The sequence below is a fragment of the Billgrantia sp. Q4P2 genome, from assembly GCF_052806135.1.
Genome location: NZ_JBRBAI010000011.1, coordinates 15,042 through 30,349, shown reverse-complemented (window position 1 = coordinate 30,349; position 15,308 = coordinate 15,042). Strand labels below are relative to the sequence as shown.

The following is a 15,308-nucleotide window of genomic DNA, read 5'->3' as shown; positions in this document are numbered from 1 at the left end:
GATGAGCAGCAGGCAGGCAGCGGAGTTGGGCAAGCGCGTGGCGCTGACCCTGGGCAGCGGTGGGGCGCGCGGCTATGCCCACATCGGCGTGATCGAGGTGCTGGAGGCGCGGGGCTACGAGATCGTTGCCATTTCCGGCTGCTCGATGGGATCGGTCATTGCGGGAGTTCATGCCGCCGGGCAGCTCGAGGCCTACCGCGACTGGGTCTGTCAGCTCGACTACTTCGACGTGCTGAAGCTGGTCGATGTCACTTTCAGCCCGATGGGGGCGATGCGTGCCAGCAAGGTGATGAGCAAGCTCGAGGAGCTGATCGGCGATATCCAGATCGAGGACCTGCCGATTCCTTTGACCACCGTGGCTACCGACCTGGTACGACAGCGCGAGGTGTGGTTCCAGTCCGGGCCGCTACTGCGCGCGATTCGCGCCTCCATTGCCATACCAGGCGTCATCACCCCGGTACACATCGGCGACAGCACCCTGGTCGATGGTGGCTTACTCAATCCCTTGCCGATCACGCCTACCGTTTCTTCTCACGCCGACATGATGCTGGCCGTCAACGTGACCGCCCACAGCGCGCGACCGGTGTCGCTGGACGACCTGCTGCCCGTCGAGGAGCGGGAGCAAGCCGAAGTCGAAATGGAGACCGCGGCCCGCAAGTGGATGGATGTGCGCGGGGCTACCCGCTGGCTGTTCGAGGGGCTCGGTGGGCCCGACAGTGAAGAGGAGGGGGCAAACGGCAAGGCGGCGCGCGTGGCCAGCGGCAGGAGGGCGTGGGGCCGGCTGGACATGATCCTGGCCTCGTTCGACATCACGCAGGCGTCGCTGGCCAAGTACAAGATTGCCGGCTACCCCCCCGACGTGCTGATCGAGGTGCCCAAGACGGTATGCGGCGCCTTTGAATTTCACCGAGCCGAGGCGTTGGTCCGCCTGGGACGGCACTTGGCCATGGAGGCACTGGACCGCTATGAAGGGCGCTCGCAAACGGGCCATGGCGGTTCAGCTGGCATCATCGTCGAGCCGCCGCAGATGCCGGTCGACCGCGAATCGGGGGGTGGGGGTTAGAAGGCTTGGCCGCGTCGGCGCAGCAGCACATAGACCGCGCCGGTGCCACCGTCGTTCTCACGAGCCGAGCAGAAGGCCAGCACCGACGGCCATTCCCGCAGCCAGGCGTTGACGTGGCTCTTGATCACCGGATAGTCCGCCGTGCTGCCCCAGGCCTTGCCATGCACCACCAGCACGCAGCGCATGCGGTTGCCAACGGCCTCTTTCAGGAAGTTTTCGAGCTCCAGGCGTGCCTCGTCGACGCTGTAGCCATGCAGGTCGAGGCCTGCTTCCCAGGCAATCTGGCCGCGCTTGAGCTGGCTGCAGGTGCGGTAGGGCAGGTCGGGCAGGGCAAAATCGAGGAATTCAGAAGGCCGTACCGGCTCCACGCGGCCGTCGCTGGTGCGGCTGGAGACGTCGCTGCTGTCGGTGGCGACGGCAGCGGCACGCCGCTCGGCCGCTGCCGGGTCGCGGCGCTTGGGCCGTCCTGGGTCGGCGCGGTTGACGACAATGCGGCGCACGCCTGCCGTTCGCAGTGCCTGGCGGAAGGCATTGGTGTCGTCGTCATCGTCGTCGGGTGGGCGGCGTTGGCTCATGGGGGCTCGCGTAGTGTCATCGAGCGGCCAGTATAGCGGCCTGAGCGTGGCTGTGAACCGCCTGCCACCGCGGGTACAATCGAACCATCGATCACAACCGACTGCCCAGGACCTTTCGTGGCCAATTCCACCGATTCCCGCTCTACCCTGTCACTGGACGACGAGGCGCTGTGTCGCGACCTCGTCACGCTACGCGACTACCTGCGCTGGGCGGCCAGCGAGTTCCACCTGGCCGGGCTGTTCCACGGTCACGGCACCGATTCCCCCTGGGACGAAGCCGTCGCTCTGACGCTGGGCGCCCTGCATCTGCCCTGGAACGTCGACCCGGCGGTGCTCGAGGCAAGGCTGCTGCCCATGGAACGGATGCGCATCGTCGGCCTGGTGCGTGAACGCATCACTTCCCGCCGGCCGCTGCCCTATCTGCTGGGCGAGGCGTTCTTCGCCGGCTTCCCGTTCGATGTCGACGAGCGTGTGCTGATTCCTCGCTCGCCCATCGCCGAGCTGATCGAAACCGGTTTTGCCGCCTGGTTTCCCGAGGAGCCGCCGGCACGGGTTCTGGATCTGTGCACCGGCTCGGGCTGCATCGGCATCGCCACGGCACTCTGCCTGCCCACCTGCCAGGTGGATCTGTCCGACGTCAGCGCCGATGCCTTGGCCGTGGCCAAGCAGAACATTAAGCGCCACGACGTGGGCGTGCGGGCTCGAGCCGTGCTCTCCGACCTGTTCGAGGGGCTGGCTGGGCAACGCTACGACCTGATCGTCTCCAATCCGCCCTACGTGGACGCCCGCGATCTCGCCACCATGCCTGCGGAATACCGCCACGAGCCGGCGCTGGCGTTGGGTGCCGGTGCTGATGGGCTCGACATCGTGCGGCGCATCCTGCGCGAGGCGCGGCAATACCTGACCGGTCGCGGCGTGCTGATCGTCGAGGTCGGCAATTCCGATCGGCACCTGGAGGCGGCCTTCCCCGAGGTTCCCTTCCTGTGGCTCGACTTCGAGCGCGGCGGGCAGGGCGTATTCGCCCTCACCGCCGAGGAACTCGACGCCCATGCGGCGTCCTTCGCCTGATCCAATAATCAAGATATCGGGAGGCACGTCCATGTCCGGCAACACCTTCGGCAAGCTGTTCACCGTCACTACCTTTGGCGAGAGCCATGGCCCGGCCCTTGGTGCCATCGTCGACGGCTGCCCGCCGGGGCTGCCGCTCAGCGAGGTGGATCTGCAGCGCGACCTCGATCGCCGCCGCCCCGGCACCTCGCGGCATACCACCCAGCGTCGCGAGCCCGACCAGGTGCGCATTCTCTCCGGCGTGTTCGAGGGCGTGACCACCGGCACCCCGATCGGTCTTCTGATCGAGAACACCGACCAGCGCTCCAAGGACTACTCCAACATCAAGGACCAGTTTCGCCCGGCTCACGCCGATTACACCTACCATCACAAGTACGGCATTCGCGACTACCGCGGCGGCGGCCGCTCCAGCGCCCGGGAAACCGCCATGCGGGTGGCCGCCGGTGCCATCGCCAAGAAATTCCTGGCCAGCCAGGGCATCACAGTGCGCGGCTACATGAGTCAGCTCGGCCCGCTCGAGATCGCCTTCAAGAGTTGGGAGGCGGTCGGCGACAATCCTTTCTTCTGCCCCGATCCCGAGCGCGTACCCGAACTCGAGGCGTTCATGGACCAGTTGCGCCGTGATCAGGATTCGGTGGGTGCTAAGATCACCGTGATAGCCGAAGGGTTGCCGCCGGGGCTGGGCGAGCCCGTATTCGACCGTCTGGATGCCGAACTGGCGCACGGCCTGATGAGTATCAACGCGGTCAAGGGCGTGGAGATCGGCGACGGCTTTGCCGCGGTGGCAAGCCGAGGCAGCGAGCATCGCGACGAGATGACGCCCGAGGGCTTCCTCTCCAACCACGCCGGCGGCGTGCTCGGCGGTATCTCCTCCGGACAGCCGTTGATTGCTCACCTGGCGCTCAAGCCCACCTCCAGCATCACCATTCCGGGGCGTAGTATCGACGCCCATGGCAACCCGGTCGAGGTGGTGACCAAGGGTCGTCACGACCCCTGCGTAGGCATTCGCGCCACGCCGATCGCCGAGGCAATGATGGCGCTGACGCTGATGGATCACCTACTGCGTCACCGGGCGCAGAATGCCGAGGTGAGGGTGGAGACGCCGGTATTGCGCTGAGCCTGACGCCGGTGCCTTGAGTCTGGTGCCGAGTTGCTACACTGAAAGCACACTGAAGCAGGGAAATGCCATGAAGATAAACGTCGAGTTCGATCTGACGCCAGAGGAGTTCCGCCGTGCCCTTGGCCTGCCCGATGTCGAAGCCTTTCAGCAGGAACTGCTGAACCGGATCTACAAGCAGATGGAGTCCGGCGTCGAGGGCTACGATCCCATGAGCCTGATGAAGCCCTTCCTGCAGCAGGGGCTTCCCCAGGACATGAGCCAGGGGCTCTCCCAGGGGCTGGCCAGCTTCGGCACCTATCAGCAGATGATGCTCGACATGCTGCGCCAGGCCGGCAGTTCCATGGGCAAGGGGCGCGAACCCGCCAAGGCCAGCGAGGCGGAAGCCCCGACGAAGACGGCAAGCAAGACCAAGACGGCGAGCAAGGCCCAGACGGCGAGTAAGGCCCAGACGGCCAGTGCACGCTCACGTTCTCGACGTTCGGAGTAGCTGACGCTGGGCGAACGACTTGCCCTGCCGAAGTGTAAGGGTATTGCAGCGGGAGCCCTGTCAAGCTACGCTTTGTGCGGTGCAGCATGAGTGCCGTGTCTCTCACCTCGCGCTTATGTGTCTTGCACTGAATAGGCGCAGGGAAGTCGCCAGGAAAGTCGACGAGAGGCACTGGCGCTGCCCCGCATGTTTCCGGTCCACAGGAGGTCAACCCCATGCAGGACAAGATGCTCGATGAATTCAACCAGCAGACGCGGCGTTTCTTCGAACCCATGCGCAAGCTGAACTCGCTGATGCTCGGCAATATGGAGAAGATGACCGAGTACCAGCTCGAGGCGATGAAGCGCTACAGCCAGATGGGCACCGAGCGCATGCGCAGCGCTTCCGAGATCAGCGATGCCCAGGACCTGCAGGCCTTCGGGGCACAGCAGGCCGAGATGATGAATGAACTCTCGCGTCAGATGATGGAAGACGCCCAGGCCCTCGGCGAGATGAGCCAGCAGTTCCGCACCGAGCTGGAGCAGCTGTTCGGTGAAGTCAGCCAGGAGTTGAGCGATCAGGCCAAGCAAGCCCAGCCGGGCGAAGCGAGTGCCAAGCCGGCCGCGTCGAGCAAGTCCGATGCCCCGGCCAAGGCCAGCAGCCAGGCCTCACGCAAGAGCTGAAAGCCATACGGTCGCCTGAGAGTTGGGTGACGCAACCGCCTGCCTGGACTGATCGTGCTGTCCAGGGAGGCGGTTGCATTGGTGTCGTGCATTGATTCGAAGAACAGGGTCCGAGGACAGGAGAGGGCGATGCAGTCAGGGGATGCGGTTTTCTCCCAGGTCGAACTGGAAGAGTGGAACGAACAGCTACAGGAGATGGGCCAGCACTACCAGGCCCTGTTACAGGAGCTGCTCGAGCGCATGGCGCCCGATGCGGCTGCCGATTCCATCCAGGCCGACATGCGGGAAGCCTTCAAGGCCGGAGCCGAGTCGCTGATGCGCAATCCGCAGCTGCTGTGGCAAACCCAGGCTCGCCTCGTGCAGGACCAGTACCAGCTCTGGCAGCAGGGGCTGCAGGCCTTGACCGGCAACCTGGGCGAGCCGCTGGTGTCGCCGCTCAAGGGCGACCGGCGCTTCAAGGACGAAGCCTGGCAGCAGGAACCCTACTACCGCGCCATCATGCAGCAGTACCTGCTATTCTCCGGGGCGGTCGAGGAGCTGGTCGAGCAGCTCGATGGCCTGCCCGAGCGACAGAAGCGCAACCTGGCGTTCTATGCCCGTCAGCTGGTCAACGCCATGGCGCCGACCAACTTCGTCACTACCAACCCCGAGGTGATGCGCCGGACCCTGGAAACCAAGGGTCAGAACCTCGTCGAGGGGCTTGCCCAACTGCGCCGCGACCTGTCCAACTCCTCCGATGGTCTCAACGTGGCCATGACCGACCGCGATGCCTTCGAGATCGGGCACAACATCGCCGTGACGCCCGGCTACGTGGTCTACGAGAACGAGCTGATCCAGCTGATCCAGTACACGCCGACTACCGATACGGTGTTCAAGACCCCGCTGCTGATCGTGCCGCCCTGGATCAACAAGTACTACATTCTCGACCTCCGCCAGGACAACTCCTTCGTCAAATGGCTGGTGGATCAGGGGCACACCGTCTTCCTGATCTCCTGGCGCAACCCCGGGCCGGAGCAGCGCGACCTGACCTGGGCCGACTACATGCAGATGGGGCCGATCGCCGCCATGGAGGCGATCGAGCAGGCCTGCGGCGAGAAGTCGGTCAACCTGGTCAGCTACTGCATCGGCGGTACGCTGGCGGCCTCCACTGTGGCGTATCTCACCAGCACCCGGCGCGGGCGCAAGGTAAAGTCCGTGACCTACATGGCCACGCTGCAGGATTTCCGCGACCCCGGCGAACTCGGCGTACTGCTCAGCGAGCCGATCCTGCAGGGTCTCGAGGCCAGGATGGCGCAGGACGGCTACCTGGACGGTCGTTCCATGGCCTACACCTTCAACCTGCTGCGCGAGAATGATCTGTTCTGGTCGTTCTACGTCAGCAACTACCTGAAGGGCGAGAATCCGGCGCCGTTCGACCTGCTCTACTGGAACACCGACGGCACCAACCTGCCGGCGGGCACCCATGGCTGGTATTTGCGTCACATGTACCTGGAGAATCGCCTGGTGGAGCCGGGCGGCATCGAGCTGGATGGGGTCAAGATAGATCTGCGCAAGATTTCCACGCCAAGCTACTTCGTCTCCACCCGCGAGGATCACATTGCCAAGTGGAACAGCACCTACTACGGTGCGCTGCTGCCCAAGGGGCCGGTGACCTTCGTGCTGGGCGGCTCCGGCCACATCGCCGGCATCGTCAACCCGCCACAGCGCAACAAGTACGGCTACTGGACCAACGACGCGCTGCCGGACGACCACGAAGCGTGGCTGGAGGGGGCCGAGTCCCACGAAGGCTCCTGGTGGCCACACTGGCAGCGCTGGATGACCGAGGGTGGCTATGCCGACAGCGACAAGATGGTGCCTGCCCGCCAGCCGGGAGAAGGCGAACTCAAGCTGCTGGAGGAAGCGCCAGGCCGCTACGTGCGCATGACCATACCCGAGGTGCTGGGCGAAGTGCCGGCCAAGGCCGATTGACCGAGTCCCTGCTCAACGCAACGAGGCCCGCAGAAGCGGGCCTCGTTGCGTTGAGCCAGACGCCGATGGTCTGGAAGTGGGAAACTAGAACCTTCGCTGACGCCGCGGCAGCTGCAGTCCCGGCAGTATCAGCAGCGCGCTGAACAGCCAGATCGGCCAGCTGCCGGTGCGGGTGAAGGGCGTCAGGCCCTGCATCGGCACGGCCTCGGCGAGCAGCGCCACGGTCTCGAATTGGGGGGCGCTGGCGACCGTGCGACCCTGGTGGTCGATCACCGCGGTGACGCCGTTGCTGGTGGCTCGTACCACGTAGCGGCCGTTCTCCAGCGCGCGCAGGCGCGCCATCTGCAGGTGCTGAAGCGGGCCGATCGACTCGCCAAACCAGGTGTCGTTGGATACCGTCAGCAACAGCTCGGCATTCCGGGCACGCTCAGCCACCAGGTCGGCGTAGATGATCTCGTAGCAGATGGCATTGCCGATCACGGTGCCGGCGGCATGGATCGGTGGCTGGCCCGAGGGCCCTGGTGTCATGGCCGGCATGGGCAGGTCGAAGAAGGCGATGGTGCCGCGCAGCCAGCGCTCCAGTGGCAGGTATTCACCGAAGGGGACCAGGTGCTCCTTGCGGTACTCGCCCTCGGCGTTGCCCACGCCGATCACGCTGTTGTAGTAGAGCCCACGCCCCTCGCGCTGGAGGATGCCGGTGAGCAGGGCGCTGCCCGGTACCAGGTGGGCCTGGGCCCTGGCCAGCAGTGGCTCGGCCTCGTCCTCGAACATCGGCAGCGCCGCCTCGGGCCAGACGATGAGGTCGGCTCCATCGGCATGCTCGCGGGTCATCTCCAGGTAGGTGTTGGCGGCGACGCGCCGTCCCTCGGGTGTCCACTTGATCAACTGTGGCAGGTTGCCCTGCAGAAGCGCTACTCGCAGCGGATTGCCGGCGGGCTCGGTCCACTGCACGGGCAGGGCCAGGGGCGTGAGCCATATGGCCGCAACCGGGATGGCCGCCCACCAGCGGCGGCGCAGGAACTCCGCTCCCAGGGTGCCGGAGAGGGCGGTAATCAGCGATAGTAGGTAGACCCCACCAATGGGGGCCCAGGGCGCCAGGGGGGAGTCGACATGCGAGCTGCCCAGCAGCAGCCAGGGGAAGCCGGTGAACAGCCAGGTCCGCAGCCACTCGCCGAGCACCCAGGCGCCGGCGAAGGTGAGGAAGGCCAGCCGCGGCCCGCACAGCAGGCGGTAGAGCCATAGCGTCACGGCGATGAACAGTGCCATGGCGCAGACGAACAGGGAGGTCAGGAATAGCGCCAGCGGTATCCCGGTATAGCCGTAGTCGTGGATTGAGACGTAGACCCAGGAGGCGCCGGAGCCGAACAGGCCAACACCGTAGCACCAGCCCAGCAGGGCTGCCTGGCGCGGGCGTAGCGGCTGGATCGCCCAGTAGACGAGGCCTGCCGCCAGCGGGCCCAGCCACCAGAGTTCGTAGGGCGAGGCGGTCAAGGTGGTCAATACCCCGGCGACGAGCGCAGCGAGATAGCCGGGTGCCGGAGACAGACGAGTGTGGGTCATGGTGTGTCGGTTCCTGAGACGACCGGATCAGTCCTGGGAGAGTGCCGATTCATCCTGCAGTACGGCCTCGAGCAAGCGGATACGACGGTTGTCGGCATTGAGCACGGTAAAGCGCCAGCCTCCCAGCTCGGCATGCTCGCCGCGGCCAGGAAGATGGCCGAAACGCTGCATCACCAGCCCGCCCACGGTATCGAACTCGTCGTCGGAGAAACGCGTGCCGAAGCGCTCGTTGAAGTCCTCGATGGGCGTCAGGGCGCGGATGGCGTAACGCCCCTCGCCCAGTTCGCGGATATCGTCATCCTCGTCGGTATCGTGCTCGTCCTCGATGTCGCCGACGATCTGCTCGAGGATGTCCTCGATGGTGACGATGCCGGCGGTGCCGCCATACTCGTCGACCACCACTGCCATATGGTTGTGCGTGTCGCGGAACTCCTTGAGCAAGCTGTTGAGGCGCTTGGATTCCGGTACGAACATGGCGGGGCGCAGCACGTCCTCGAGACGGAAACGCTCGCGCTCTTCCGCGGGAGTGTTGAGCAGCTTCAGCAGATCCTTGACCAGCAGCAGGCCCTTGACTTCGTCGAGGTTCTCGCCGATCACCGGATAGCGTGAGTGGCCGGTCTCGTGAATCAGGGAGAGGTACTCCTCGGCGGGCTGGTCGACGGCAATGGCGGCCACCTGGGAGCGCGGGATCAGCACCTCGCGAACCTGTTGGTCGCTGATCTGCAGGGCGCCCTCAATGATCATCATGGCATCCTGATCCAGCTTGAGGCGCGTGGCTGTCTCACGCAGGAATTCCATCAGCTCTTCCCGGGAGCTGGGGCCATCACTATCACCCGAGAGGGCACCGAGCAGCTTGTCGAGCCAGGACCTGCTGCCCTGGCCGGTCGTTCGGTCGTCACTCATCGATTGCGTCTCTCGTCCTTGCTGTCGTCTTGTTGTTCGTGTTCGCCCGGGGGCGGTGCGTAGGGATCGGCAATGGTGAAGTCGGCCAGGATCTCACGCTCCAGCCCTTCCATCACCTCCGCCTCGGCCTCCTCGAGGTGATCGTGACCGAGCAGGTGCAGCATACCGTGTATCACCAGGTGGGCGTAGTGATCTCCGAGGCTCTTGGCCTGTTCGTGGGCCTCGCGGACCACCACCGGATGGCACAGCACCAGGTCGCCGAGCAGGGGCAGGGCGAGCCCAGGCGGACCCTCGAAGGGGAAGGAGAGCACGTTGGTGGGCTTGTCGCGACCGCGATAGTCGCGATTCAGTGCCTGGCCCTCCTCGGCATCGACGATGCGCACGGTGACCTCGTGGCGCGCTTCCTGCGGAAAGCGCGCCAGCACGGCGCTGACCCAGGCCTCCAGCCCGGCCTGTTCCGGCAGCTCCTCGCCTGCGGTGGCAAGCTGGAGGTCGACGATCGGCGCTGGGCTCATCTCCTGTCATCTTCCCGGTTGCGCTCGCGTTCCTGGCGCAGCGCCTCGCGCTCGCGCTCGCGGGCTTCGCGACGGGCGCGCTCCTGGACTTCCTGATCGGCCTCGAAGCTCTCGTAGGCTTCGATGATGCGCTGTACCAGCGGATGGCGTACCACGTCCTTGGCGGCGAAGTGGGTAACGCCGATGCCGGCGGTACCCCTCAGCACCTCGAGCACCTGAATCAGGCCGGAACTCTGGCCGCGGGGCAGGTCGACCTGGGTCACGTCGCCGGTGATCACGGCGGTGGAGCCGAAGCCGATCCGGGTCAGGAACATCTTCATCTGCTCGCGGGTGGTGTTCTGGCTCTCGTCGAGGATGATGAAGGCATTGTTGAGCGTGCGCCCACGCATGTAGGCCAGCGGGGCGATCTCGATCACCTGGCGTTCGATCAGCTTGCCCACCTGCTCGAAGCCGAGCATCTCGTAGAGGGCGTCATAGAGCGGGCGCAGATAGGGGTCGATCTTCTGTGCCAGGTCGCCAGGCAGGAAGCCGAGCTTCTCGCCGGCCTCCACGGCCGGACGCACCAACAGGATACGGCGCACCTCCTGCTGGTTGAGCGCTTCCACCGCCGCGGCCACCGCCAGGTAGGTCTTGCCGGTGCCGGCCGGGCCAATGCCGAAGTTGATGTCGTGCTGGCGAATGCTGGCGACGTAGTTCTGCTGGTTCAGGCCACGCGGCTTGATCAGCACCTTGGGCGTGCGCAGCAGCACCTCGTCGTCGGCGGGGCCTTCCTCCTCATCAAGCGCCTCGCGTCCTGACTCCTGCAGGAACAGGTGTACGGTATCCGGGGACAGGTCGCTGGCCTCGGCCTCGCGGTAAAGGTGCTCCAGCACGTTGGCGGCAGCCTTCACCCGGTGGCCGGGGCCCGCCAGCTGAAAGACGTTGCCGCGATTGCGCAGGGTGACGCCGAGGCGCGATTCGACCAGCTTCAAATGCTCGTCCCGCTGACCGCAGAGATTGGCGAGACGCTGTGGATCATTGGGCTCGAGGCTCAATGTAATGATGCGGTTGGCCTGTGCGGCGTGTTGACTCAAGGTGGTGAAGTTCCTGCGTTGCGTGTATTGGCCCCAGCTTACTGCCCCGCCTCTCGGCAGGGCAATCCTTGTGGAAAACGATGTCCCTTGGCACGACGCCATGAGGCAACATGGCAGGCTCCCTGTGGTCAGTGTAGCGCCGGGGAGGCCAGCTCGCCGCGTAGAGAGTTGGGCAGTGCCTCGGTGATCGTCACGTCGACGAAGTAGCCGATCAGCTCGGTGGGGTTGGCGGCGCGGAAGTTGACCACCCGGTTGTTCTCGGTGCGGCCCGACAGCTGGCCCGGGTCCCTGGGCGAGAAGCCGCTGACCAGGATGCGCTGGGTGGTGCCGACCATGCGCCGGCTGATCTGCATCGCCTGTTGGTTGATGCGCTCCTGGAGGATCGCCAGGCGCTGCTTCTTGACGTTCTCCGGGGTGTCGTCGGGCAGCGCCGCGGCCGGCGTGCCGGGGCGGGCCGAGTAGACGAAGCTGAAGGAGTGGTCGAAGCCGATACGATGGATCAGGTCCATGGTGGCTTCGAAGTCCTCCGCGGTCTCGCCGGGGAAGCCGACGATGAAGTCCGAGGAGAAGCTGATATCGGGGCGCAGAGCGCGGATCCGCTCCATCTTGGCGACGTATTCCTCGGCGGTATGGCCGCGCTTCATGGCTGCCAGGATACGGTCGGAACCGGCTTGTACCGGCAGGTGCAGATGGCTGACCAACTCCGGAATCTCGCCATAGGCCTCGATCAGGCTGTCGCTGAACTCCACCGGGTGCGAGGTGGTGAAGCGAATGCGATCGATACCGTCTACCGCCGCCACGCAGGCGATCAGTTCGGCCAGGTCGATCTCGTCGCCGAGCCGGTTCTCGCCGCGGTAGGCGTTGACGTTCTGGCCCAGCAGATTGATTTCGCGCACGCCCTGGTCGGCCAGGTGGATCACCTCGTCCATCACCGCCTCGAAGGGGCGCGAGACCTCCTCGCCGCGGGTGTAGGGCACGACGCAGAAAGTGCAGTACTTGGAGCAACCCTCCATCACCGAGACGAAGGCGGTCGCCCCGTCGGAGCTCGGCTTCGGCAGGTGGTCGAACTTCTCGATCTCGGGGAAGGTGACGTCGACCATGGCAATCTGGTTCTGGCGACGGGCGTCGAGCATCGACGGCACCCGGTGCAGGGTCTGGGGGCCGAACACCATGTCAACATGGGGGGCACGCTTGCGCAGAGCCTCGCCTTCCTGGCTGGCCACGCAGCCGCCGACACCGATCACCAGGTCGGGATTGGCCTCCTTGAGTTTCTTCCAGCGGCCGAGCTGGTGGAAGACCTTCTCCTGGGCCTTTTCACGAATCGAGCAGGTATTGAGCAGAATGACGTCGGCTTCGCCTTCGTCGTCGGTCAATTCGAGCTGGTGCGATTCGCCGAGCAGATCCGCCATGCGGGCGGAGTCGTACTCGTTCATCTGGCAGCCGTGGGTCTTGATGAAGAGTTTCTTCGCCATAAGAATTGAGGGTCGGTTATCCGACGCGTGCGTCACCGGTGAGTGGAGTGTCGCGGGAATGGGCTTCGCAAAGCCGTTCTCGAAGGTGGCAGCATTATACGTAAGCATGGCCAATGGAGCCAGTGGGGGCACCTCGGTGGCGCTCGACTATGGTACGCTTGCGCCTTGGCAGGCCCCGTAGTGGGGCTCGGAGCGTAACCGAACGTTGAGGACAGACGGCCATATGGCGGCCAAACCGATCTACCGGGTAGTTTTTCATCAACAGGGTGAAATCTGGGAGCTCTACGCCAGGGAGATCTACCAGAGCGAACTTTGGGGCTTCATCGAGGTCGAGGAATTCGTCTTCGAGGATGGCTCGAAGCTGGTGGTGGATCCCTCGGCCGACCGTCTGCGACACACCTTTGATGGTGTCAAGCGCAGCTATCTACCTTTGAACGCCATCGTGCGTATCGACGAGGTGGAGCGTGAGGGGCCGGCCAGGGCAGTCAAGAGCGAAGGGCGCGTGGCCGAATTCCCACGAGGCCCGATGCCGCCTCCGAGGCGCGAGAGCTGAGCGGCTTCGTCGCTCATGGGGGCGTGGGGACAGGTTGCTCAAGAAACGACCAGCCTGGGACGAGCCCACGCCCAGACGCCATTACGCTGCCTTTCCAGCGGTTTTCCCGGGGCTTATCCACAGAATCTGTGAATAGGTTGCTGAACGACACAAGCCAGGACAACGGCATGAAGCATCGATTCAAGTTTTTGCTTGCGGGTATGGCGCTGGGCCTCATGGTTCCGCCGCTGCATGCCCAGCAGTCAGATGACGCCACCCACTGGGTTTCCGATGAGCTGACGACCTACGTGCGCAGTGGGCCGACCGACGGCTACCGCATCGTGGGCAGCCTGACGGCAGGTGAACCGGTCACCTTGCTCGAGACCAGCGGCGACTACAGTCGGGTCGAGAGCCGTGAGGGCGAACGGGTCTGGGTGCTCAGCAACGAACTGCAGGAAACGCCCAGCGCCCGTGAGCGGCTGCCGCACATGGAAGATCGGGTCGCGCTGCTCGAAGCGGAACTCGGCAGCATCAACGAGACCTGGGAAGGGCGGGTCTCGGCCATGACCGAGACGCTCGAGGTGCGTGAGCAGCGCATAGCTGAGCTGGAGACGCGCAACAGGGAACTCGATAACGAGGCCGACCGTGCGCGCCAGACCATTCGTCAGCTACAGGCGCGCCTGGATACCCAGGAAGAGGACCTGCTGATGCGCTACTTCATGTACGGCGGCGGCGTGGCCGGTGCCGGCCTGCTGGTGGGGTTGGTCGTTCCGCACCTGCCGCGCAAGCGGCGCAAGCGCGACCGCTGGTTCTGAGTGCAAGGGAGGAGCCTCGCTCATGACCCGTGAATGGCTCGATCGCTGGCGCGAGGGGCGTATCGGCTTCCATCGCCATGCCACGCATCCCGCGCTGATGCGTCACTGGCCTCTGCTCGGTGTGCGTCCTGGCACCAAGGTGCTGGTCCCGCTCTGCGGCAAGAGCCTCGACATGCGCTGGCTGGCCCAGCATGACCATCCGGTGCTGGGCATCGAACTCGCCGAGGAGGCCATCGCGCAATTTGTCGCCGAGGGCGAGGGTGACGTCTCGCGCTACCAGCAGGGGCCGTTCGCGATCTGTCGTCAAGGCAGCGTCGAGCTATGGCGCGGAGACTTCTTCCACTTCCATATCGATCAGGCCGCCGAGATCGGCGCCTTCTACGATCGTGCGGCGTTGATCGCACTGTCGAGCGCCACCCGCCAGCGCTACGCCTTCCATCTTGCGCAGCTGCTTCTCCCCGGCACGCGCGGTCTGCTGATCTCGCTGTCGCGGGCGCCTGGGGACGAAGCGGACGGGCCACCCTACCACGTGCCGGCCGAGGAGGTTCGCGAACTCTTCGAGCCCAACTTCCAGGTTACCCACCTGGAGGATGGCGAGCCCGAAGCGGAAAGCGGCTTTCGCGAAAGCATCTGGGCCTTGGTTCGGCGTGGCCCCTCGGTCTAGCCAGGGCAGCATTCAAGGGCCGCCTGCGGGCGGCCCTTCGTCTATGCGACCTGTCGTATTCAGCGCGCCAGCAACTGGGCCAGCTCCGGGTCGCTGAAGGCGCGATCCAGGGCATCGCCGATCAGGTCGTTGAGCATGCGGCGGTTGGCGTCGCGACCCGGGCGCACGGCATAGCTCTGTGAGCGGCGCGAGGTATAGGTGCCGGTATAGGTGGTACCCTGGTTGGTCACCTTGACCTCGAGCACGGCTTCCAGGCGGGCTTCATCGATGACCGGGCGGCTATCGCCGCGCTCGTAGCCGAGGTGGCGCAGCGTAACCGTCAGGCTTGGCCGCCCGCTACCGGGCTGGGTCGTCGGTGAAAAGCCCATGTCGCGTACGGCACGCTCGGCTTCGCGCTGCAGGTGTGGCACCAGTTCGTGGGCGCTGACGGTGATCACGGCGGTGGACATGGCGCTGCCGGTACGGGTACCGATCACGTCGTCGTCGCGCTCGTCCACGGCGGCCACTGTCACGGCCTGTCCGCTGCCGGTCTGCGGCACCGAGACGCTGCGCTGGGGATTCAACTGCAGGTAATGGGGGCTGGCGCAGCCGGCCAGCAGAGCAGTCGCCAACAGGGCAGCTGTGGCACGCAGGACATGACGTCGGTTCATTCTCCCTCCCGGAAATCGTCGTACGGGGTCATGGGCATGGCCCGGGAATAACGGCGCGAGAAACCGCTAAGGGACGCTGGCTTCAGGCACGGGCGCAGTATATCGCCAGGTGCTCGAAGGCAACAGCGTTGCGCCATTGCAGGATGAAGCGGTTACACTGGTTTTTTCCGCATTACGCCTC

16 protein-coding genes are annotated in these 15,308 nt (G+C 65.1%); 9 read left to right on the top strand and 7 right to left on the bottom strand.

Annotated features, from left to right (window positions below):
• Nucleotide 1 precedes the first annotated feature (1 nt).
• A complete protein-coding gene (locus tag ACUY1T_RS17555) occupies nt 2-1,063 on the top strand; it encodes a patatin-like phospholipase family protein (RefSeq protein ID WP_446024873.1) in 1,062 nt (353 codons plus the stop codon).
• Here ACUY1T_RS17555 and ACUY1T_RS17550 read toward each other — a convergent pair.
• Entirely contained in the window at nt 1,060-1,638 is a 579-nt protein-coding gene (locus ACUY1T_RS17550; RefSeq protein WP_446024872.1) for a Smr/MutS family protein, read from the bottom strand. The genes ACUY1T_RS17555 and ACUY1T_RS17550 overlap by 4 nt on opposite strands.
• Before the next feature lie 117 nt (nt 1,639-1,755).
• Here ACUY1T_RS17550 and prmB point away from each other — a divergent pair, with 117 nt between their 5' ends.
• From prmB to phaC, 5 genes are all read left to right on the top strand, one after another.
• Entirely contained in the window at nt 1,756-2,706 is a 951-nt protein-coding gene (prmB, locus tag ACUY1T_RS17545; RefSeq protein WP_446024871.1) for a 50S ribosomal protein L3 N(5)-glutamine methyltransferase, read from the top strand.
• A 31-nt stretch (nt 2,707-2,737) separates the two neighbouring features.
• Nucleotides 2,738-3,823, top strand: a complete 1,086-nt coding sequence (gene aroC / locus ACUY1T_RS17540; protein WP_446024870.1) for a chorismate synthase — start codon at nt 2,738-2,740, stop codon at nt 3,821-3,823.
• A gap of 70 nt (nt 3,824-3,893) precedes the next feature.
• Nucleotides 3,894-4,313, top strand: coding sequence for a DUF6489 family protein (locus ACUY1T_RS17535; RefSeq protein ID WP_446024869.1), 420 nt, complete (start codon nt 3,894-3,896; stop codon nt 4,311-4,313).
• A gap of 215 nt (nt 4,314-4,528) precedes the next feature.
• Nucleotides 4,529-4,975 (top strand): phasin family protein, encoded by a 447-nt coding sequence (locus tag ACUY1T_RS17530; RefSeq protein WP_446024868.1) that lies wholly within the window; start codon nt 4,529-4,531, stop codon nt 4,973-4,975.
• Between the two features lie 129 nt (nt 4,976-5,104).
• A complete protein-coding gene (gene phaC / locus ACUY1T_RS17525) occupies nt 5,105-6,943 on the top strand; it encodes a class I poly(R)-hydroxyalkanoic acid synthase (RefSeq protein WP_446024867.1) in 1,839 nt (612 codons plus the stop codon).
• 84 nt (nt 6,944-7,027) lie between these two features.
• On the opposite strand, the gene lnt is transcribed toward phaC, so the two are convergent.
• The 5 genes from lnt to miaB all read right to left on the bottom strand — a co-directional run bounded on the left by lnt (nt 7,028) and on the right by miaB (nt 12,466).
• Nucleotides 7,028-8,503: an apolipoprotein N-acyltransferase gene (gene lnt / locus ACUY1T_RS17520; RefSeq protein ID WP_446024866.1), complete on the bottom strand. Its 1,476-nt coding sequence runs from the start codon at nt 8,501-8,503 to the stop codon at nt 7,028-7,030.
• A 27-nt stretch (nt 8,504-8,530) separates the two neighbouring features.
• Complete coding sequence (locus tag ACUY1T_RS17515) at nt 8,531-9,406, bottom strand: HlyC/CorC family transporter (protein WP_446024865.1); 876 nt, start codon at nt 9,404-9,406, stop codon at nt 8,531-8,533.
• Nucleotides 9,403-9,921, bottom strand: coding sequence for an rRNA maturation RNase YbeY (ybeY, locus tag ACUY1T_RS17510; RefSeq protein ID WP_446024864.1), 519 nt, complete (start codon nt 9,919-9,921; stop codon nt 9,403-9,405). The genes ACUY1T_RS17515 and ybeY overlap by 4 nt, the downstream gene beginning before the upstream one ends.
• Nucleotides 9,918-10,994 (bottom strand): PhoH family protein, encoded by a 1,077-nt coding sequence (locus tag ACUY1T_RS17505; protein ID WP_446024863.1) that lies wholly within the window; start codon nt 10,992-10,994, stop codon nt 9,918-9,920. The genes ybeY and ACUY1T_RS17505 overlap by 4 nt, the downstream gene beginning before the upstream one ends.
• A gap of 128 nt (nt 10,995-11,122) precedes the next feature.
• Nucleotides 11,123-12,466 carry a tRNA (N6-isopentenyl adenosine(37)-C2)-methylthiotransferase MiaB gene (gene miaB / locus ACUY1T_RS17500; protein ID WP_446024862.1) on the bottom strand — a complete coding sequence of 448 codons (1,344 nt, stop codon included), beginning with the start codon at nt 12,464-12,466 and terminating at the stop codon, nt 11,123-11,125.
• Between the two features lie 223 nt (nt 12,467-12,689).
• Here miaB and ACUY1T_RS17495 point away from each other — a divergent pair, with 223 nt between their 5' ends.
• From ACUY1T_RS17495 to ACUY1T_RS17485, 3 genes are all read left to right on the top strand, one after another.
• Nucleotides 12,690-13,019, top strand: coding sequence for a DUF1820 family protein (locus ACUY1T_RS17495; RefSeq protein WP_446024861.1), 330 nt, complete (start codon nt 12,690-12,692; stop codon nt 13,017-13,019).
• 167 nt (nt 13,020-13,186) lie between these two features.
• On the top strand, nt 13,187-13,813 hold the full coding sequence (locus ACUY1T_RS17490) for a TIGR04211 family SH3 domain-containing protein (protein ID WP_446024860.1): 627 nt from the start codon (nt 13,187-13,189) through the stop codon (nt 13,811-13,813).
• Between the two features lie 22 nt (nt 13,814-13,835).
• The gene (locus ACUY1T_RS17485; RefSeq protein ID WP_446024859.1) at nt 13,836-14,477 is read left to right on the top strand and encodes a thiopurine S-methyltransferase; all 642 of its coding nucleotides are present in this window, start codon (nt 13,836-13,838) and stop codon (nt 14,475-14,477) included.
• 59 nt (nt 14,478-14,536) lie between these two features.
• Here ACUY1T_RS17485 and ACUY1T_RS17480 read toward each other — a convergent pair whose 3' ends face one another.
• Entirely contained in the window at nt 14,537-15,127 is a 591-nt protein-coding gene (locus ACUY1T_RS17480; RefSeq protein ID WP_446024858.1) for a YajG family lipoprotein, read from the bottom strand.
• Between the last annotated feature and the right edge of the window lie 181 nt (nt 15,128-15,308).